Raw genomic sequence first — 21,661 nt, forward strand, 5'->3', positions numbered from 1 at the left:
TTCTTATTTTTATTCTTCTCTTATTTTTTCTATTGGATTAAAACGCGTTGTTCTGACTAAAATCAGAAACATCAAAACACTTAATAGGAAAGTCAATAATATGACCGGACCTAGAAATGTAAATACGGAGAGGTCTACTCTAAACTCATAATTCTCTAACCATATTTTCATTAACAAATAACTAATTGGAACAGCGAACAAAATTGAACAGATAAAAATTATATAGTATTCTTTGGAGAATAAAACCAATAGATCATAAAGGGTAGCTCCCAATATTTTCCTCATTCCTACCTCCTTGTTGCGAGATTTTATTGCCAAAGAAACTAAGCCAGAAATCCCCAGACAAACAATCAACAATGAAATAAAAGTTGCTGAAATTGAAGCCTTCTGTAACTTGAGTTCCGTTTCATACATCTTCCTGATGCTGTCGTCGATGAATTGATATTGAAATGGTGAATCAGGCATCAACTCTTTCCAACGTTTCTCCAATTTATCAACTGAATTAGCAATAGAACCAGCTTCTAGTCGGATATTAAAGTATCTAAAGATAGTATTATGTGAAACATTCGTCCAGATAATAGGAGTATTCGCTGAATGCATAGAGTTAGCTATGAAATTTTCTGTAACTCCAGTAACTATCGCCGGTTCATCGTTGTCTAGAAATATATTTTTCCCAATTATTTCATCTACAGATTTGAAACCTAAACTCTGAACTGCCTGTCTATTCAAAACTATTTCTTTCAACCTATTACTGTCTACAATATTATTGCTGAAAAATTTGCCAGCTACCATTGGAATTTCATAAGTTATTCCATATTGCGAATCTGAAGTAATCATTTGCGATGCAATTGGATTTTGATTGCCGCTGGTTGAAGAAATAGTAGTTCTTCCTACAATATTATTAGGAGTTTCATAAGAAAGACTAATATTTTTGATCTCATTAAGCTCTGTCAATTCCTTCTGAATGGTCTGCATTTTTTGAACACCTTCAACAGACCAATCTCTAGGAACTTGAACGGTTAGTAAATAGTCTTTTTTGTATCCCATATCTCCATTGATAAATAAATTGATCTGCTTGGAGATAATAAGGGTAGAAGTTAAGATGATGATAGCAACGCTAAACTGAATAAATAATAGTACTTTCCTAACCTCATTTTTCTTGTTGACTCTGTTCAGTTGTAACTTCACTGAATTTAGAATTCCATTTTTTGATAATTTCAGTGCAGGATAAATTCCAGATAGTATACCTATCAAAAAAGTCAAAATAAATAGGGCACCATAGAAATATACAGGCAATTCATTTAAATTAGGTAGGTTCCGCATGAAAATATTTTCAAATACTGGTTTGACCAACATATAAACCGGAAGACAAAATAAAATGACAACAAACACCAAAACGATATATTCAATCAATAACTGTTTGGCAATTTGTGAAGACTGTGCACCCATGATTTTCCGGACTCCAATTTCTTTGAGTCGACTTATATTCTGACCTATACTGAAATTTATAAAATTGATAATTGCCATCAAAAGGATAAATCCCGATATATAAATCAATATCTTGATCATTTTCTTAACAGCAGCATTATTGTCATCCAGATAATAGGAAGATAAAGGATTGATTTGCGGGCCATAGTTTTTTGAAAACTCAGGATCCATATTTTTATTTACCAATTCATTAATGGGATTAATTAATTGACCGGGTTTTACACCTTCTCTTAATTCCAAAAACCCAGCAATATAGATGTTCTCCCAACTATCGATGTTTCTTCCGAAATATTTTTCAGAAGCAATGGGTAAAAATATATCACTTTGCATAGCAGGAGTAAGTTCAAGTACCGAATTCTGCAACTGAGGCTTGATGACCCCAGTAACAACAAAATCATGTCTATCCCCCCTGAAATTGCTGATTTTAATATTTTTTCCCAGTACGTGTGTATTCCCAAAATACTTAAGGGCAGCCTTCTCAGTTAATACCACACTGAAAGGATCTTCTAAGGCAGTTTTAGGATTTCCTTCATAAAGATCAAATCCAAACATAGATAATAGGGTAGGGTCTCCTAATGATACACCTTCCTCAAAATTATCTGAACCATTTGAAATAATGCATGTAAGGCCATCTAGACGGTAATAATTGGCTACTAATTGTGGATATTCTTCATGCAAAGCTTTTGGCAAAGCTCCAATAGTGGTCAGTGGTAAACCAATGCCTTCAGTTTTATAGGTGCTTTGTAGGATGTATTGCTGGTCTTTGTTTCTCAATTGCGTGTTTACTTGATAGGCATCCCAAATGAATGCTCCTACCAACATAATAAACGTCACTCCACAGACCAACCCAATGAGGTTAATGGTGTTCTGAAGCTTTCTCTTAGAAATGTTTCTCCATGCAATTTTGAAATAATGCCAGTTCATTGAATTATCTATATGGACCTAAATTTTGAATTAAATTTCTATATGCAATTTATTCGCCGAATATTTAAGCCGTTGATGTTAAATTAGTTGTGAGTTTTTAAATTCCGAACATGTCCATTAACGAACATTTGTTGTCCGAAAATGGACATAAAAAAACCGGCATTAGCCGGCTTTTTTTATCCTTTTTTTACAACTTTTTATTTTCAACATCCCACCATAATCTAGTTCCGCCATTATCAGGGCCTCCTAACATCTTAACAGCGTCATTGACTGCTGTGCTATTGCTGTTATATTCTCTTTCTGGGTATGGCATTCTCCTGATTCCAGGAACCGTTGGAATCGTGTTATTACTGTAATTCACTACCACAGGGAATACCAATGGATAACCTGATCTACGATATTCTGCCCAGGCTTCATCACCATCAGGAAACATAGAAATCCATTTTTGTGTAATTATCCTTTCCAATTTACGGTCCTTGCTGTCAGCCTCATTCCACTGAATAGTAATCGTGCTCAATAGGGGAGATCCTTCCTTAATATCATTTTGACCTGCTTTTACAGCTTTGGGGTCAATATAAGGTTTCGGTTTTCGAGTAGAATTGCTCTTGTAAGCACTTGACTGAGCCCCCAAACCGTACATCTCAAAAGAACGGTCGATTCCATTCTCATAATTTGTTTTTGCATCTCCGGCATTTGTCCAACCCCGAAGTGCAGCCTCCGCTTTTAAGAACCAAGCTTCTGATGAAACCATTAACTGCATCTTATTTGGTAATGGAAGTAATTTGGAATAATTGTCATACCTGCTCTTGGCATCAATCTCAATTCCTGAACGTATACCTTTAAATTGTCCCTGCACTGCTTCATCTGTTGCTTTAGCAAAAAGTTTTCCAAGCCGCGGATCTTCATATCCACCTAAGATAGATTCAATATTAGCATGCATTCTTGTATCGCTCCATGTCGTGGTTATGATGTTCAATGGATGGTCTGTGCTTAATTTAATAAAACAATTATCACCCACTGTTTCCATTAAACCTCCATTTGCAGGATTTAAAGCTTTTTCTCCCTCTGCTTTTGCCAAAGTGGGATCTTTATAAACAATTCGCAATGCTAATCTTAATCGCAAGGTATTGGCAAATTTCAACCATTGATCATAATTGTTCGATGCATAAGCCAGATCTGATTTTTTCATTGCAGCAGAAACTTCCTTGCCCTTTAAAGATTTGAATACAGTTGTTGCACTGTCAAGGTCTTTAAAGAAATTTTTATAAGCATCTTCTTGAGAATCATATAGAATTTGATCATTCTCATCTGGAGCATTGTATTTACTATAGATAATTGGTCCTACCTTATCAGAGGTTCTGTGCATGGCCGAAACTTTCAGAACTTTGGCAAAGGCAAAAATATCCTGCATTTTTTCATCAGCCCTAGTCAGTGTTTCAACCCTATATAATGGGTTCATCGCGCGGATATAACGATCCACCCATAATGAAGAATACCACCCCGGAACTAAGGCATACGTTAGGTTGTTTGCATTGCCAACAAAAGGTGCTTCCGCTGCCAAATATCCACCATATGCATCACTCGTCAAGTTTATAGATGCTTGGTATTCACCAACATTTTCAGGAAGAATAGCGCGTTGTGCCTGTGCCAAAAATGAGGCAACTAGAGCAAAATCTCCCATTGCCTCTTCGTCAGTTACTCCTGCTGGATTCGTATTTAATTCTGTGAAATCTTTTGTACAACTAATGGTCAAGAAAAATGCACTTAACAAGATTCCCGACAAGGTATAATAGGTTTTAAATTTTTTCATCTTCATTCTCAATTAAAAGGATACTTTTAGGTTTAAACCATAACTACGGGTTGCTGGTAAAGCAAAAACTATCATAACCTTGCGCACCAACTCCGGTTGTCGTATTCAACTCCGGGTCATAGGGGAGCATCATTTCGGAAGAAAAATAGATTTCTTCCCGTTAATGAAATAGAAGCCACTCTTAACACCTTTCCATTGGATTGGAAGCCCATAGGTTAATGAAATTTCTCGCATACGGATATTGGTCGCATCATAAACCTGACCTTCGATTATACCATCCCGATTACCTACAGCACTGTAATATGCCTGCGCAGGAATCTTCCCTTCCCAAGGTGTTCCATCCATCTTTACAGCTGGGATATCCAATCCGCCAGCATCTCTCGCAGCAGCACTTTCTTCACTAACTCCAAAAGAATTTAAATATCCGTCCGTCACACTGATAACCTGTCCACCAAACCTTGCATCAATAGTGAAACTTAAACCGAATTTTCCGTAGTTGAACGTATTATTCCACCCGATAATGGATTTCGGATTGTTATTGCCAACATAGCCTTCAGGTCCAATCTGAGGCCTACCCGTATCATCTACCACCATTACACCATTCTCATCACGTAAAAATGTCCTTGCCCAAAAATCCCCAAACGATCCATTTAATCTCAACACATTAAAGTTTCCACCAATAGAATATCGCTCACCTAATTTTGGCGCCAATTCTAAAATCTTATTTCTGTTAGCAGTGAAATTCACCGAAGTATTCCAGCTGAAATTGTCTTTCTTTATGGCGTCAATCCCTAATGCTGCCTCGATGCCTTTATTTTCAACATTGCCGGCATTTAAGAAAACCGTGGTGAAAACTTGGCCAACAGGGGCTTGATATGAGAAATATTGATCCTTGGTATTTGTTTTATACAATGCCAGGTCGAAATTAATCCGGTCATTCCAAAACCTACCTTCATAACCCACTTCAAAACTTCTACTGATCTCTGGTCGTAGTGGCAAACCTTGGTAAGGGCCCGAAACATTAGCATTCAATATCCCGGTAGCCAAAGTGTTCGTTGGGATGGTACTATAGATCCCGACATCGTTTCCAACTTCTGCCATAGTCAACCTCAACTTACTGTATGTAATAAATGCAGGCATCTTTACCATATCTGATAACACCGCTGATAGTCCTGCTGACCAATAGAAATATCCCTTTTTCATCTCGGGGGTATTAGCCAAGGTCGATGACCAGTCATTCCGAGCAGTCAAGTCCAAGAAGATTTTGTCCTTAAATCCTAAGTTTGCAGATGCAAACAAGGATTGCAATTGCCTTCTGCTGATCGATTCATTCAGTACATTTATCGGAGCATCTCTATAGATATTGCTCATTAAAAATTTATTGGCAACAGCCAATTTCAATTGGTCAAGATTCCATCCATTGGATTTGGTGTCATTAATGGATGTTCCCGCTGTAAAGTTTAAATCCCAATCCTCAGCAAAGGTTTTATTACCGATTAATAATAAGTCGCCATATAAGGCTGTACTTTCGGTCTCATCACGGATGAAACGACCATTATCCTGGAGAACGCCTTCGATAACTTCTCCTGATAAAACACCTTGAGTTCCGGCGTAAACATGACGCTCAAATTTATCCCAACGCTTGTTCAAAGTTCCCCTAGCACTAACAGATAGCCAATCATTAATCGTATATTTTAATTGGCCCTGTGCAATGATATTGTCTCGAACCTGAAACGTAGGATTACGATTTAAAACCCAAAACGGATTTTGGGAATGATGAGTTCCAGTTAACCCAGCATCTGCATTGATATTCCACCAATCCTGAAGGTTAAGATTTCGACTAGTGGATAAATATTCAAAATTCTTGTATTTGTCAAAATCCAGACCTCTCGGGAAAAGATATAATCCGGCAATAGGACTGAAATATAAGCCTGAAGTTGGGCGATTATGAATGTCCTGCCTAGAATACATCATGCTCCCATCGAAACTGAGTTTGTTGTCAAAGAAATTAGTAGAGTTCCTGAAAGTTGCTGAATGTTGATTAAATGAATTAGTAGGCAAAATCCCTTTATTGCTGGTATTACCATAAGAGAAATAGTTTTGCATTTTTTCTGTACCACCACTCAAGGAAATCGTATTGATTAATGTGGTACCTGTATTATAAAAATCCTTGACAGGATCATTGAATGACCCTTTCTCGCCCCAGCTTTCCTCACTTCCTTCTGTTGTTTGAGCATATCTGTATTGTAGCTTTGGTAAATAGAAAGCCTGATCAGCTGTGATGCTTGAAGAAACATCGATTTTGAGGTTTCCTTCAGCTCCTTTTTTTGTCGTAATCATAATCGCTCCATTTGCTCCTTGGCTACCATAAAGGGCGGAAGCAGATGCTCCTTTCAATACATTGATGTTTAAAATATCGTCTGCATTTAAGGTGCTTAAGATATCTCCTCGATCAGGCGCACCGCCAAAAGCTCCTTCAGATCCACTACCACCTGTGTTTGTAATAGGGAGTCCGTCGATTACATAAAGTGGCTGATTGTTGCGGTTTGATTTAAACCCGCGAAGGATAATGTTGACTGATCCTCCAATTCCGGATGAACTACGGTTGATTTGCATCCCTGAAACTTTACCAGTCAGGTTATTCATCGGGTTGGCATCCTTTACCTTCGTCAATTCCTCGCCTTTCACGGTTTGTGTAGAATAGGAGAGACTTTTTGCCTTTCGCTGAACACCCATAGCAGTCACCACAACATCATCAATTTTATTGGCTTGTGCTGCTGCCAAACTGATGGTTATGGCTGTGTCAGCAGGAGTGATACTCTGATTGACCTGGTTATAGCCCATAGTACTGACATTGACTCCTGTGGTACCGGCAGGAACTTCTATCGTAAAATTTCCGGAATCGTCAGTCGCCGTAGCTTTATTGTTTGGAATCAGTTTTACGGTCGCTCCAGCAATGGGAGCCTTTGATTGTTCATCAACAACGGTACCTTTCAATATCCGCTCTTGAGCATAAATTAATTGAATGGCTGTGAGCCATAGCATTAGGAAGGTTAGTGTTTTCCGCATAATGTAAGTTCAAATGATAATCTATTAGTTATTGTAACGGTAATGATACAATTGATAAGAAAACGAACTTATTTTGATTATATTTTATATTAAATCCTGATTTGAGGCCATTTTGTGATTAGATAGGTTTTGGTAAAGCATGTATTCTATTGATTAATAAATGTTTATATAACTGTTATTTTACGTGTTTTTATTTTAAAAAAAATGTGATAAACAATAGCTTTAAGAAAAAATCCTCATCTTAAAACTTTGAATTATAACAGTTGTTTTAAGCTATAAAACCCTTAATATGTTAACAGCAGTATGCCCAAAACTCCCAATGCGAGTTAAGACCATCACTAGAGAATTTTATGTCAATCAATTAGGTTTTCAAGAAGACGGATTTGAAACCTATGAAAGCTATATGATCTTAAAAAAGGATAATCTAGAACTTCATTTCTTTATCTTTTTGGATTGATCCCTGAAGAAAATTATGGTCAAGTATATTTCCGAACAGATAACATAGACTTACTTTATCAAAATCTGATCAATGATGGCGTTACAATACATCCTAACGGAAGCTTAGCTGTCAAGCCATGGGGAATGAAAGAGTTTTCTATATTAGATCCAGATAACAATTTGATCACTTTCGGACAATACGGTAATTAATATTAATTATTTACCATTTGGTAATTGAGAAATCTTTGTTGTTCAGGTACTTTGTGATGTACAAATTATTAAAGGCTATGAACAACAAAGAAATATTACTAACTGGAATCACTGGATTTTTAGGTTCTCATACAGCAATTGAGCTATTGAACAGAGGGTATAAAGTTACAGGTACACTCAGGGATTTAAATAGAATAGATTCAATACGATCCATAATCTCAAATCATACCGATAACATCGATAATCTTAGTTTTTTTCAAGCTGAGCTATTAGATAAAGAGGTTTGGAAAAAAGCTACTGCTAATAAGGATTATGTAATCCATGCCGCATCTCCATTTCCTAGGGAATTGCCAAAAGATGAAAATGAATTAATTATTCCTGCCAAAGAAGGTACATTAAATGTGTTAGCTGCCGCTAAGTCAAATAAGGTCAAAAGGGTGGTTATCGTTTCATCCATATCAACAGTAGTTTATGGTAAAAAGAAAGCTGAGCTGGAGAACGTTTTTACCGAGGAAACTTGGACGGATACGGCGAATAGAGTAGATACAAAACCATATATAAGAAGTAAAACCATAGCGGAAAAAGCTGCCTGGGATTTTATTAAGAAGGATAGTGATGGCATGGAGATGGTGAGCGTATTGCCCGGAGCAATGCTCGGTCCAGTATTAGAAGAAGATTTTGGTACTTCGGCGAATATCGTGATCAAAGCTTTGGATGGAAAGATGCCGGCAATGCCTAAAATTGCATTTGAAATAGTGGATGTCCGTTCTGTTGCTCAATTGCTGGTAGATGTCATGGAAAAACCTCAAGCAGCCGGAAATAGATTTATGGCCTCTGCTGGTCATATGACAATGAAGCAGTTAGCAAATGTTCTTAAGTCCAATTTCCCAGATAAAAAAATCAGTACCTCAGAATTACCTAATTTTATGTCGAGATTTATAGCTCTATTTGAACCCTCCTTGAAACCAATCTTGTTGGATTTAGGAATTACAAGAAAAATAGATGCTACTAAGGCAAAGCGAGTATTGGGCTGGAAACCAATCTCAAAGGAAGATGCAATATTGGCTTGTGCCAAAAGTGTTTTGAAAATTGGAATCGTCAAATAAATGGAAAAACTAAAATCAATCCTAAGATTTGGGGCTATCTTATCAGAATCAGATATCGAAGAGATAGCCTCAAATTTTAAAGCTAAAAGTCTAAGTGCAACCGAGCATGTTTTAGAAGTTGGTCAGATTGCTCATGAAATCGCTTTTATAGAATCTGGAATTGTCAGAATCTATAAACCTGATGGTGATGGCAATGAAGTCACAAAATACTTCTTTAAAGAAAATCAATTTTTCGTTGATCTCGAAAGCTATTACTCAGAACGGCAGCAAGTGAAGCATTCCAAGCAGTTGTAGATTCTCAACTCTATACTATCCATAAATTGAAAATCGACAAGCTCTGTGAAAATATCCCAAACTTCTTTATTTTTTTGAAGTCCATTACTGAGGCCACACTTTTAAATAAAATTAAAGACAATGATTTTTCTCAACTTTGGTAGCTCTAAAACTAAATATCTGGAATTTATAAAGCGTTACCCGAAGTTAGCTTTGCAAGTCCCACAACAATACATAGCTTCTTATCTAAAGGTAACGCCACAGTCTTTGAGCCGAATCCGAAGGGAGTTGACTAAATAATCCTTGAAATCTATTTCTTAATCACTGACCAAATTATATTTGCAGCGTCATCAGTAACCAACATATAGTTCTTTGTAAAGGCTACAGAAACAGGTCTTCCATATACCTCATTATTTCCTTTATTTGCAATAAAGCCTGTCAGAAAATCCGTCGGTTCACCAGAAGGTTTCCCACTTGAGAAAGGAACAAAAATAACCTTATACCCTGAGAATTCTGATCGGTTCCAGGAACCATGTTGCCCTACAAATGCGCCTTCAGGGAAACCCGCAGCCTTATTGAAAGCCAATCCTAAAGAAGCCGTATGAGATCCGACGGCGTAATCAGGTCTGATAGCATCTGGAATATTATTAGGGATGCTGTCTTTCCACCGGGGATCAACATTGTTCCCCCAATAATAGTATGGCCAACCATAAAATCCCCCTAATTTCACTTCTGTGATATAATCTGGGACGATTTCATCGCCCAATTCATCGCGTTCATTTACAGCAGTCCATAAGATTCCGGTTTGAGGATTTAAGTCCATGCCCACAGGATTACGAAGACCTGAAGCATAAATTCGCTCGCCAGAACCATCAGGATTGACCTCTAAAATCGCCGCACGGCGTTCCTCATATTCCATCCCGTTTTCTCCAACATTACTCCCTGAGCCTACTGAAATAAAAATTTTATCACCCGCCTTATTGCTGATCAAGTTTCTAGTCCAGTGGTTATTATATCCGCCAGCAGGAAGTGTCAGGATTTGCTCCCCCTGTGGTGAAACCAAAGTGCCATCTTCGGGATTGTATCCATAGCGAATAAGACCATCTGTATTTGCTACATAAAAGAATTTGCCTAAAACGAGCATCCCAAACGGTTGCTTTAAATCCTTCAAGATTACCTGTTGGCTATCATGCTTGCCATCATTGTCGGTATCTTTAAATAAAATTATTTCATTAGGACTTTTATCCCTGAACGCGTTTCTGCTATCAATTTTTTCTGCATCTTCACCTTCTTTTTCTGTTCTAGCCTGAGCCACAAATATATCTCCATTGGGAGCTACATAAACGTGCCTAGGGCTGTTTAAACTGTCAGCAAATCTCACTACTTCAAATCCATCGGGAGCAGTAGGTGCCTGGTCAGGACCCCAACCCAAGATTTTAGAAAATTTATTCTTTGGTTCCGTGCTGAATGGCTCCGCTAAACGTTCCAAACTCCCATATTCACCGTAATGACTGGAATCAGTTGAAGTCGTATCACTAGAATTATTCTGTTTGTTCGATGAGTTACAAGAAGTAAAAGTCATCGATATGATAGTAAAAGAGGCAAAGAGTATAATAAAGTGATTTCTTTTCATAATTCTATTTTTTTAATAGAACCATTAACTAGTTAAATGGTTTAGATAAATTGTAAACTATAAAGTCAAGGAAATACGATATAGTTAATTTGTTACAAATATTGCTTGGCATAAATAGCTTAGCAATTACAATCAACTATTTGAAACACAATAAAATTCCATCGTTTGGGTAGTGATTAAATAAATTTTATATTTATATAAGTAAACCTGGAAAACCAAATTCATTTCTTATGAAAACTCCCTTCTACCTCCATTGCTTTGCCTTACTTTTTTTGTATTTGCCTTTAAATTTATTTTCTCAATCCAAGCCGAATATTGTAGCTGTTCTGGTGGATGATATGGGATATTCGGATTTAGGTTGTTACGGTGGTGAAATACCAACTCCTAATATTGATCAACTCGCAAAAGATGGATTAAGATTTACTAATTTTTATAATGCTGCTAGATGTTGTCCATCTCGTGCGGCTTTACTTACGGGTGTATACCCTCACCAAGCAGGTATAGGTCATATGATGGAAGACAAAGGCGAAGAGCACCCAGCTTATAGAGGGCACTTGAATAAACAGACTGTCACCATTGCTGAGCTGTTGAAGTCAGCTGGTTATTTTACTATCATGACCGGGAAATGGCATGTTGGCCAACCTAAAGGTGTAACACCTGCTAACAGAGGCTTTGACAGATCATTGAATGCTCCTGCGGGAGGATTCTATTATGGTGACCATCAGAACGCACGATTATTTTTAAACGGAAAAAGAATTCAAAATGATTCTCCAGAACTTCCCAAGAATTGGTATTCCACGGATTTATGGACAGCGTTTGGACTTAAGTTCATTGACCAAGCTGTTGAAGAGAAAAAACCCTTCTTACTATATCTAGCACACAATGCTCCGCATTTTCCTTTGCAGGCACCATTGGAAGAAATTGAAAAATTCAGAGGTAAATACAGAGAAGGCTGGGAAAAGTTCAGGGAAAGAAGATATCAAAAACAGATTGAATTAGGATTAATTGATCCTTCATGGAAATTGCCGCCATTTAATCCCAATGTTCCTAAATGGGATAGTCTTTCTGAACAAGAAAAGGATAAATACGACCATTTGATGGCAATATATGCCGCGGTGGTTTCTCGCCTGGATAAAAGCATTGGTGATTTAGTCAAAGGCCTTAAAGAAAAAGGAGTCTATGATAATACGGTTATCCTTTTTGTGTCTGATAATGGAGGCAATCCTGAACCAAGTGCAGAAGGGAGATACCAAGGAGAAAATCCAGGAGATTCTAAATCTAGCATTTTCTTAGGACAAGGATGGGCAGAGGTAGGTTGTACGCCATTTTGGTCGTATAAACATCATACCCATGAAGGCGGAATTTCTACAGCGGGAATCGTGTCATGGCCAAATGGAATAAAACCCGACAAGAAAGGTACTTTTATCAATGAAACCGCACATATTACAGATATACTCGCTACTGTGGCCGACTTTGCCGGAGCGAAATATCCAGAAACTTACAATGAAAATAAAATTACTCCAACTGTAGGTGTCAGCTTAAAACCATTAATCGAAGGTAAAAAACTAAACCGTACAAAACCTGTTTATTGGGAGCACGAAGGAAACAAGGCCATTCTACTCGATGAATGGAAATTGGTTGCTGAGAACAAAGAAAATTGGCAATTATATAACTTGAAAAACGACCGTACAGAACTGAAAAATGTAATTGAAGATAATCCAAAAATAGCCAATAAATTAAAAGACCTTTACCAAGATTGGTATAAAAAAATAAATGCTGAACCTTGGGAAGGAAACCCAGTTTGGTTTTATGACTATGAAAAAGCAAAGGAGGAAAATGCTCGGAATTAAAAAATCAAAATTGTTTTTAGGATGGTTAATCATCCAATTATTGACAATGCAATTCGTAATTGCTCAACAACCTGCCAATTCAGAAAAGCCAAATATCCTCGTTATTATGGCAGATGATTTAGACAGTCACCAGCTGAGTTGTTATGGCGGAGAGAATATTCAGACAACACATATTGATGGTTTGGCAAAAGAAGGGTTGAAATTCAACAATATGATTGCTTCTGAAGCGATGTGTGTGCCAACACGAGCATCACTTTTTACCGGTTTATATCCTGCTAGGCATGGAGCTTATCAAAACCATAAACCCGTTAAACCTAATTTGAAAAGCGTAGCACATTACCTCAAAGATGCTGGATACAGAGTCGGACTTACAGGGAAAAACCATGTTACTAAACCTACCAGCATTTTTCCTTTTCAGATTATTCCGGGATTCGAAGAAGATTGTGTAGCTTCTCATGATGAATATTCTCTGGATAGCATTTCCAAATTTGTGGACAACAAAGCGGACCCTTTTTGTTTATTTGTGATGAGCATAGATCCGCATATCCCTTGGAATGTTGGAGATCCGACTGAATTCAATGCCAATGAACTCAAACTTCCAGCTCATTGGGTCGATACCAAACAAACAAGAGAAGACTTTAGGAATTATTTGGCAGAAATCAGAAGATTGGACAACCAAGTAGGCGATGTAATGAAGATGCTCAAAGAGAAAAATCTATTAGAAAATACCATTGTTATTTTCTTAGGAGAACAGGGACCGCAATTCCCGGGCGGTAAATGGACGCTTTATGATAATGGTCAGAAAAGTTCAATGATTATTCGATGGCCAAAAGAAATTAAAGGAAATTCCCAAACAGATGCCATCGTCCAATATGAAGATATATTACCCACGTTGATCGAAATTGCAGGAGGAAAAAATGTGGACTCATTGGATGGGAAAAGCTTCTATCAGGTATTGCATAACCATAAAAAACAACATCGGGATTTTGCCTTCGGAATTCATAATAATATCCCAGAAGGACCTGCTTATCCAATTCGAAGCATTAGAGACAAGAAATATAAATTAATCCTGAATCTTACTCCTGAAAATGATTATTACATCAAATATATGATGAACCTGAACGACAAAAATCTTGCTTATACAACTTGGATGGAGAAAGCCAAAACGGATAAAAATGCCAAATTTTTGACGGATAGAATTTACAGGCATCCTGCCGTGGAATTATATGATATTCAGTCTGATCCTGATGAATTGATTAACTTGGCTGAGGAACCAAAATACAAAGCTAAAGTAAGTGAGATGAAATCAACTTTGGAAGAATGGATGCTTCAGCAAGGAGATACCGGAATAAGTATGGATGTGCCAATTAAAAAATAAATTAATCCTTCAAAAGACATGAATACTAACTTATATATAAAATTAATTTTATCGTTATTGTTTTCTTTTGCCTTGTCATTTGTTTCTGCTCAAGATTCTAAGAAACCCAACATTATCCTGATTCTATCAGATGATTTAGGAATCGGTGACTTGAGTGCCTATTTTAATAAATATGAAACACCAAATCTAGATAAGTTAGGTCAAGAAGGTATTAGATTTACAAATTATTACAGCGCTTCTCCAATTTGTTCACCTTCCAGAGCCGGTCTGTTGACAGGGCAGCAGCCAGCCAAACTGCATTTTACGACATTCTTAAACACGCGAGCAGATAATAGGAAGAAAAATCAAGTAGATTATTTAGATCCAAATGTCCAAACGATGGCCAAAGTTTTAAAAAACAACGGTTATAAAACTGCACATTTTGGGAAATGGCATTTAGGTGGGGGAAGAGATGTTCAGGACGCACCGAATTTTGATAAATATGGGTTTGATGCTTGGTCGGGAACTTATGAAAGTCCAGACCCCGATCCTGCATTAACAGCTACCGATTGGATATGGTCTGATCAGGATAGCGTCAAACGTTGGAATAGAACCAAGTATTTTGTTGATAAAACCTTGAACTTCCTAAAGGAACACAAAGGTGAGCCTTGTTTTATCAATGTTTGGACGGATGATGTCCATACTCCATGGGTAGCTGGAGATGATGAAACCGGAAAATATCCCGGTAAACCCAATGAAGAAAAAAGCTTCCAAAATATCTTGAAGGAATATGATAAACAAATCGGTCGTTTAATGGACGGATTGAAAGAACTCGGTGTCGATGATAATACTATTGTGATTTTTATTAGCGATAACGGTCCATTACCAAACTTTAGACAAGATCGATCCGCAGGATATAGAGGTAGCAAATTATCATTGTATGAAGGCGGAATCAGATTGCCATTATTAATCCGTTGGCCGGCAAAAATAAAACCAGGGCAGGTAGATTCTACAACGATTGTATCTGCTTTGGACTTCTTGCCTAGTTTTGCAAAAATTACAGATTCTAAAATTCCAAAAAGAAAGGTCTTGGATGGTCAGGACATCAGCAAAGCTTGGCTGGGCTCTGCGGTCAAAAGAAACAAACCTGTAATCTGGGAATATGGACGTAATGACACGACTGCCTTTAGCTTCCCAAAAAAGATCAATAAAAGCCCAGCACTAGCGGTTCGGGATGGCGACTGGAAGTTCATGATGAACAGCGACCAAACAGCAATGGAACTTTATAACTTAAAAACTGACCCTAAAGAACAAAACAATCTGATTAAAGATCAACCTACGCTGGTGAAAAAATATTCAAAAATCCTTAGTGACTGGTGGGGCAAAACTCCCTGAGTTTCCAAAAGGATAAGGTCATTTATTTTATAAAAAAAGAACTTGTCTTCTCTAGAATAGTTACACCCCTACAGGGTTGCATAGCGTTGTGTTATCATTTTCTATAATAGTTACACCCTTACAGGGTTTTATAGCTTCTTATAATCCTTTCTATAATAGTTACACCCCTACAGGGTTTTATAGCGTCTTATAATCCTTTCTATAATAGTTTCACCCCTACAGGCAATGTCATTAAGTTAAGAAAATAAAAAGGCCATTGGCATTTTTTCAGTGGCAGGTGGGGACACCTGCCACGGCGAGAAAACCCCATCGGGGTTAAATGCCGTAGGCATGAAATATCTCTTAAATGCCATCGGCATGCAATATCTATAGAAATGATGTCACCTCAAACACCAACGCCATAGGTGTGGCATGTTTGTTAAATTATTATGTCGTAATGCCAATTCTAATGTCTTAAAAGATTGGGGTGGTGAATTCAACCCAACAATGGAATAGTATATAGTCCTATTTTACAGAAAGCTCCCAATTGGGAGCTTTTTTTTGTCAATTTTTTCAACTTCCTGTATCAATTCCTGCCATTCTGAAACCGCTCTTGTTATACTCTCTTTCGTCTCTTGTTCGCAGCTCCTTCGGACCTTGTTCGGACCTCGTTCGGAAAACATCCGAATGAGGTCCGAACAAGGTCCGAACGAAAGAGGATGGAGAGTGGAACAAGGTACCTATCAGACCTAAGTCAATCGACCTTAGAAAGATGAATATTAAATGGAAAATAATATTTAAGTCTTGGTGTGTTAGTTAATAATTTATACGAAGTGTCTTGAAAATGCTTAATGCGTTCATTTCTAGTGAATTTATTTTGCACTTGGATTAATTCTTAGTAGATTTAGTCATGCCCATAGAATTAAAACACCTTTGGCAATTTTATAAGCCTATACTGTTCATTAATCTAGTGTTGTCAATTGCGCTAAGTAGGGGTTATTTTGAATATTATCCATTTGTATTTATGACTGTCGGCTATCTATGTTCTGCTGGCATTGTCCGTTTTTTCGAGGGAAATACTAATTTTCTCTTTTACAATCTTGGTTTAAGCAGAAAGGATCTATTGGTCTATACTTTTCTTGCCAATCTAGTTATATCGATAATTCTAATCTTGATTGTGCATTATGGAATTAAAAGATAAAGAGTTATTTGTGGACTCCGTTCAATTCAGTTTATACCAGCGACAAACAATTGCTGACTGGAGGGTATTTGGTACTAAAAGTCGGAGATGTAATAGGACTTTTGGGACGAAATGGAACTGGGAAAACAACATTGATGAAAATAATTTTTGGTGCTCTTAAAGCTCAAAATGCTTATATCCGAGTGAATGGCAAAAAAGTAAGGACCGCATTTTCAACCCGTGAGGTATGCTATTTGCCCCAAGACAGTTTTCTTCCTACTGCTTTTACTGTTAAAAAATCCATTGAATTTATGCTTTCTAACAAAGAAAGAATAAGAAAAGTGGAAGAAGATGAAATCATCAAAACTATTCTTAATACCAAAATAGCGGATATTTCTGGCGGTGAACTACGTTATCTCGAAATTATACTTCTGATCGAGCAAGAGGCAACATTTATCCTATTGGACGAGCCCTTTTCTGGACTATCACCTCTGTTGAAAGAGAATATACAGGAGGTAATTGTCTCCAAATCAAAAGAAAAAGGATTTCTGATCTCTGACCATGATTATATGAATGTTTTGGATATCTCTAATCAATTGATGTTGTTGGAAAATGGAGGTTGCCGGAAAATTAACAGAAGAGAAGAGTTGGAACAGTTCTATGTTCCTATTGGTACTTTTGATAATGACAGAAACCATTGATATCACTGTTTTCTCTTCTAAAAACACCCTTGTAATCAGGGAATGCCCCTTCAATTTTAGTATATTTGCTAACCGTAACCATAAAAGATAAATTACATGTCTACAATATTGATAAAGAATGCCCAGGTTGTTAATGAAGGAACAATTCAGGTGCAGGATCTTTTTATTAAAAATGGTCGTATCGAGAAGATTTCCACATCTTTGGATATGGACGCTGACCAAGTAATCAACGCAGAGGGCCTGCATCTATTTCCAGGATTAATTGATGATCAAGTTCATTTCCGTGAGCCTGGTTTAACCCACAAAGCAAATATTTTCACTGAAAGCAGGGCTGCTGTAGCCGGAGGTACCACCTCTTTTATGGAAATGCCCAATACCGTTCCCAATACGCTCACTCAAAAATTATTGCAGGACAAATATGATATAGCTCAAGATAGTTCATTGGCAAACTACTCCTTTTTTATGGGTGCTGCAAACGATAACTTGGATGAGGTTTTAAAAACAAATCCTCGCGATGTCTGTGGGATCAAGGTTTTTATGGGGTCATCAACTGGGAATATGCTGGTTGATAATGAGGCTGCCTTAGAAGCTATTTTCAGCCAAGCGCCAACATTGATAGCTACTCATTGTGAAGATGAACTGACCATCCAAGAGAACCTTGCTAATTATAAGGAAAAATATGGCGATGATGTTACCATTGAAATGCATCCATTGATTAGATCAGCAGAAGCGTGTTATCTGTCGTCGTCTAAAGCAGTGGAGTTGGCAAAAAAGAATAATACCAGATTACATATTTTACATATTTCAACTGCTAAAGAGACAGGTTTATTTGAGAATGATATTCCATTAGAACAAAAGAGAATTACAGCTGAGGCATGTATTCATCATCTTTGGTTCTCAGATGCAGATTATAAAACTAAAGGAAATTTCATAAAATGGAATCCAGCAGTTAAGACTGCGAACGATAGAGATTCAATCCTTAAGGCTGTGTTGGATGGTCACATCGATGTGATAGCAACAGACCATGCGCCGCATACCTTAGAAGAAAAGTCTCAAGCTTATCTTCAAGCTCCATCAGGAGGACCGTTGGTTCAACATGCGTTACAAGCTCTATTGGATATGGTAAAACAAGGTAAATTGACCTTAGAGCAGATGGTTCAAAAGACTGCGCATAATTACTGCCATATTATTTCAAATAGAGCAAAGAGGTTTTATTCGTGAAGGTTATTGGGCAGATTTGGTATTAGTTGATTTGAATAAACCCTATAAAGTGACTAAGGAGAATATACTATCTAAATGTGGATGGTCTCCTTTTGAAAATCATACATTTACATCTACTATTGAACATACCCTAGTTTCTGGATTATTGGCATATACCAATGGTCAGATTCAGGAGGTAGGTTCAGGACATCGTTTACTTTTCAATCGTTAACAATGAATAAACGTTCATTTATTAAATCTTTGGGAGTAGGATTGGCTGCTATCCCTATGTTTGGAAAATCTGAAGCATTGGCGATGGCCAATCAAATCCAACCCCTATTAAAAGGGAATGTCTTGAAAGCTGGTGATACCATTGGTATCATTGCTCCGGCAAGTGCAGTAACTGGAGAAGACTCCATTACCCTGACGAAGGAAGTTTTGGAATACTTTGGATTTAAGGTTAAGGAAGGTAAATATATTCGCGAGCGATATGGAAATCTTGCCGGAACGGATGACCAACGATTGGAGGACTTGCATGCTATGTTTTCAGACAAATCTGTTGCTGGCATATTATGCGTCCGCGGAGGAGCAGGCGCATCTAGGTTATTGCAGCGCATCGATTATGATATGATTGCCAAAAATCCCAAAAGCTTTGATCGGATACAGTGATATCACTGCTTTGATAATGGCATTTCAGGCTAAGATTGGCTTGGTTACATTCCATGGGCCAGTAGGCACGGAGTACTTGGAGCAATTATGTTGCGAAGACCTTTACGGATCAATTTATGGAAAATAAATTGGCAACCTATAGCAACCCAGATAAAAAAGGCGATGATATCGTGCAATATAAGGATAGAATTACGACCATCAATCCAGGTGTTGCTGAAGGGAAATTGTTGGGTGGTAACTTGACGTTGATTTCAGGTCTTTGTGGCTCGCCATTCTTGCCGGATTTTACAGGCAGCATTTTGTTTTTGGAGGAGATCAACGAGTCTCCGGAAAAAGTAGACCGTATGTTCTGTCAACTCATGAACGCAGGCATCCTTTCAAAAATCAAAGGCTTTGTTTTCGGTAAATGTACAGATTGTTCACCTTCAGGTGGTTATGGTTCCTTGAATTTAGACCAGATCCTGAATGATTTTATAAAACCATTGAACATTCCTTCTTACTCTGGTGCGGTTATTGGTCATATTAATAATCAATTTTTGTTGCCGGTAGGGGTAAGAGCGAAAATTGATGCCAATAAGGGTACAATAGAAATTTTAGAGAAAGCGTTGGTATAATATGAAGTTATTTGTCCTTTCCTTAGGTCTTCTGGCCGCAACAACTTGTAGTAATCCATTTTCAGGGTCTTCCTCTGCCGATATTCCAGGATATAAACTGGACACTGCACAGATGAATAAAATTTATGAAACATACAAAGAACCTGCTTTAGTTTCCAGAAGGTTTAAACATAAAGACATTGATTCTTTATTGCAGCTGCATAAAAAAACAGATGTGTTCAAGATTACTCAAATTGGCAAATCCGTCGAAGGCCGTTCTATCAATGAACTGGAATACGGAAATGGCGAAAAGAAGGTCATGCTATGGTCTCAGATGCATGGGGATGAACCCACTGCAACGATGGCCTTATTTGATCTGTTCAATTTTCTGGAAGGAAAGGATGATGGATTTGATAGTGTCAGGAATATCCTGAAGAATAATTTGAACATTCATTTTATTCCGATGTTAAATCCAGATGGTGCAGAGCGTTTTTTGAGACGCAATGCTCAAAGTATTGATTTAAATCGAGATGCTCGAGCTAATCAGACTGTTGAAGGTGCTTTGTTGAAATCTAGGGCTAAAGAGATTAAGCCTCGTTATGGTTTCAATCTCCATGATCAAAATATATATTATAATGTTCCTGGAACAAAGAATCCAGTTACGATTTCCTTATTGGCACCGGCTTACAATACAGAACGGGAGATCAATGATGTAAGAGAGGGCGCGATGCAGATCATTGTTGGAATGAACAATATCTTGCAGCAATATGTTCCTGATGCGGTCGCTAAATATGATGATACGTATACACCAAGAGGATTTGGAGATAATTTTCAATCCTGGGGCGCAAGTACTGTTCTTATTGAATCTGGTGGATTAAAAGGAGATCCGGAGAAACAGCAGATTAGAAAATTGAATTTTATCATTATTCTAAACGCCTTAATGGAAATCGCTCAAGGAACGTATGAAAATTACGATGCCCAAGGATATGAAGATATCCCATTTAATGCAAGCAATATGCATGATGTTGTAATTCGTGGATTGGAATTTGGTTCTGATTCAATTCCTTTGAAAAGCGATATTGGATTGAGACGAGGGGAAGTGACGGATGGCAGAGATTTCTATGTGCGTGGCAGGGTAGAGGATATTGGTGATTTACCGGAATCGTTTGGCTATGATGAGGTACAAGGCGAAGGGCTGAAGTTTATCCAGGGAAAAATCGCAGAAAAACCTGTTCCATCCTTTGAATCGATAACTCCTGAAATCGCCTATGATCTGTTGAAAAAAGGCTATATGGGTGTTCAAGTACAAACTTTAAAACCTGAGCAAGCCAACATGTTCCATAATCTGCCTATCCATGTATTTACCGGAACATCCTTTGCAACAACCCCAATGATAGACCTTGGAGGTACTGCAAACTTCTATATCGGCGACTCCAACGGCAACCTCAAATACGCCATCCTCAATGGCTATTTAATTGACCTCAGCAAACCGCTGAGCGAAGTAGGACTGTTGAAGAATAGGGTATTGTAGATGTGAGATGTGAGATATGAGATTTGCGATAGGAAGGGTATTAGAGATTGGAGATTTGAGATTTGCGATAGGAAGGGTATTGTAGATGTGAGATTTGAGATATGAGATTTGCGACAGGAAGAGTGTTATTGGGGGGTAAATAGGAGGGTTAATTATCAATTAAACATGATTGGATTTTATTGATAATTCAAATTATAAAGAAAGGGTTCGCATTAGCGAACCCTTTCTGTTTTGAAAAAAAATGAATTTAAGTTT

Annotated in this window: 16 protein-coding genes and 1 pseudogene; 13 read left to right on the forward strand and 4 right to left on the reverse strand. The window is 37.6% G+C overall.

What is annotated here, in order from left to right; genetic code table 11:
- Window positions 1–9: 9 nt before the first annotated feature.
- The 3 genes from FGL31_RS05310 to FGL31_RS05320 form a co-directional block, all read right to left on the reverse strand.
- A complete protein-coding gene (locus tag FGL31_RS05310; protein WP_138089953.1) occupies window positions 10–2,412 on the reverse strand; it encodes an ABC transporter permease in 2,403 nt (800 codons plus the stop codon).
- A 187-nt stretch (window positions 2,413–2,599) separates the two neighbouring features.
- Window positions 2,600–4,222, reverse strand: coding sequence for a SusD/RagB family nutrient-binding outer membrane lipoprotein (locus FGL31_RS05315; RefSeq protein WP_232046283.1), 1,623 nt, complete (start codon window positions 4,220–4,222; stop codon window positions 2,600–2,602).
- A 129-nt stretch (window positions 4,223–4,351) separates the two neighbouring features.
- Window positions 4,352–7,267 carry a SusC/RagA family TonB-linked outer membrane protein gene (locus FGL31_RS05320; RefSeq protein WP_171017559.1) on the reverse strand — a complete coding sequence of 972 codons (2,916 nt, stop codon included), beginning with the start codon at window positions 7,265–7,267 and terminating at the stop codon, window positions 4,352–4,354.
- A 313-nt stretch (window positions 7,268–7,580) separates the two neighbouring features.
- On the opposite strand from FGL31_RS05320, the gene FGL31_RS24595 reads away from it, so the two are divergent.
- From FGL31_RS24595 to FGL31_RS05335, 4 genes are all read left to right on the forward strand, one after another.
- Window positions 7,581–7,748, forward strand: coding sequence for a VOC family protein (locus tag FGL31_RS24595; protein ID WP_232046284.1), 168 nt, complete (start codon window positions 7,581–7,583; stop codon window positions 7,746–7,748).
- The gene (locus tag FGL31_RS24600; protein ID WP_232046285.1) at window positions 7,745–7,939 is read left to right on the forward strand and encodes a VOC family protein; all 195 of its coding nucleotides are present in this window, start codon (window positions 7,745–7,747) and stop codon (window positions 7,937–7,939) included. Before FGL31_RS24595 ends, FGL31_RS24600 begins: the two co-directional genes overlap by 4 nt.
- A 77-nt stretch (window positions 7,940–8,016) precedes the next feature.
- Window positions 8,017–9,045, forward strand: a complete 1,029-nt coding sequence (locus FGL31_RS05330; RefSeq protein WP_138089956.1) for an SDR family oxidoreductase — start codon at window positions 8,017–8,019, stop codon at window positions 9,043–9,045.
- Window positions 9,046–9,339: a Crp/Fnr family transcriptional regulator gene (locus FGL31_RS05335; RefSeq protein ID WP_138089957.1), complete on the forward strand. Its 294-nt coding sequence runs from the start codon at window positions 9,046–9,048 to the stop codon at window positions 9,337–9,339.
- A gap of 289 nt (window positions 9,340–9,628) precedes the next feature.
- Here the strand turns inward: FGL31_RS05335 and FGL31_RS05340 are convergent, their stop codons facing one another.
- Window positions 9,629–10,951: a PQQ-dependent sugar dehydrogenase gene (locus tag FGL31_RS05340; RefSeq protein ID WP_138089958.1), complete on the reverse strand. Its 1,323-nt coding sequence runs from the start codon at window positions 10,949–10,951 to the stop codon at window positions 9,629–9,631.
- Window positions 10,952–11,229: 278 nt separating this feature from the next.
- On the opposite strand from FGL31_RS05340, the gene FGL31_RS05345 reads away from it, so the two are divergent.
- From FGL31_RS05345 to FGL31_RS05375, 9 genes and pseudogenes are all read left to right on the forward strand, one after another.
- A complete protein-coding gene (locus FGL31_RS05345; RefSeq protein ID WP_232046286.1) occupies window positions 11,230–12,801 on the forward strand; it encodes an arylsulfatase in 1,572 nt (523 codons plus the stop codon).
- Between the two features lie 46 nt (window positions 12,802–12,847).
- Complete coding sequence (locus tag FGL31_RS05350) at window positions 12,848–14,179, forward strand: sulfatase family protein (RefSeq protein ID WP_232046287.1); 1,332 nt, start codon at window positions 12,848–12,850, stop codon at window positions 14,177–14,179.
- 18 nt (window positions 14,180–14,197) lie between these two features.
- A complete protein-coding gene (locus FGL31_RS05355; RefSeq protein WP_138089961.1) occupies window positions 14,198–15,553 on the forward strand; it encodes a sulfatase-like hydrolase/transferase in 1,356 nt (451 codons plus the stop codon).
- Between the two features lie 1,188 nt (window positions 15,554–16,741).
- A complete protein-coding gene (locus tag FGL31_RS05360) occupies window positions 16,742–17,413 on the forward strand; it encodes an ATP-binding cassette domain-containing protein (protein WP_171017560.1) in 672 nt (223 codons plus the stop codon).
- Between the two features lie 96 nt (window positions 17,414–17,509).
- A pseudogene (locus FGL31_RS05365) lies at window positions 17,510–18,845 on the forward strand (dihydroorotase).
- 2 nt (window positions 18,846–18,847) lie between these two features.
- The gene (locus FGL31_RS24605; protein ID WP_262709047.1) at window positions 18,848–19,282 is read left to right on the forward strand and encodes an LD-carboxypeptidase; all 435 of its coding nucleotides are present in this window, start codon (window positions 18,848–18,850) and stop codon (window positions 19,280–19,282) included.
- A 10-nt stretch (window positions 19,283–19,292) separates the two neighbouring features.
- Window positions 19,293–19,409 (forward strand): hypothetical protein, encoded by a 117-nt coding sequence (locus FGL31_RS27560; RefSeq protein ID WP_262709231.1) that lies wholly within the window; start codon window positions 19,293–19,295, stop codon window positions 19,407–19,409.
- Window positions 19,399–19,896: a S66 peptidase family protein gene (locus tag FGL31_RS24610; protein WP_232046288.1), complete on the forward strand. Its 498-nt coding sequence runs from the start codon at window positions 19,399–19,401 to the stop codon at window positions 19,894–19,896. Before FGL31_RS27560 ends, FGL31_RS24610 begins: the two co-directional genes overlap by 11 nt.
- Before the next feature lies 1 nt (window position 19,897).
- Complete coding sequence (locus FGL31_RS05375) at window positions 19,898–21,406, forward strand: M14 family zinc carboxypeptidase (RefSeq protein WP_138089963.1); 1,509 nt, start codon at window positions 19,898–19,900, stop codon at window positions 21,404–21,406.
- Window positions 21,407–21,661: the final 255 nt, after the last annotated feature.

Origin of the sequence: Sphingobacterium daejeonense (genome assembly GCF_901472535.1) — a bacterium.
GTDB lineage: Bacteria > Bacteroidota > Bacteroidia > Sphingobacteriales > Sphingobacteriaceae > Sphingobacterium > Sphingobacterium daejeonense.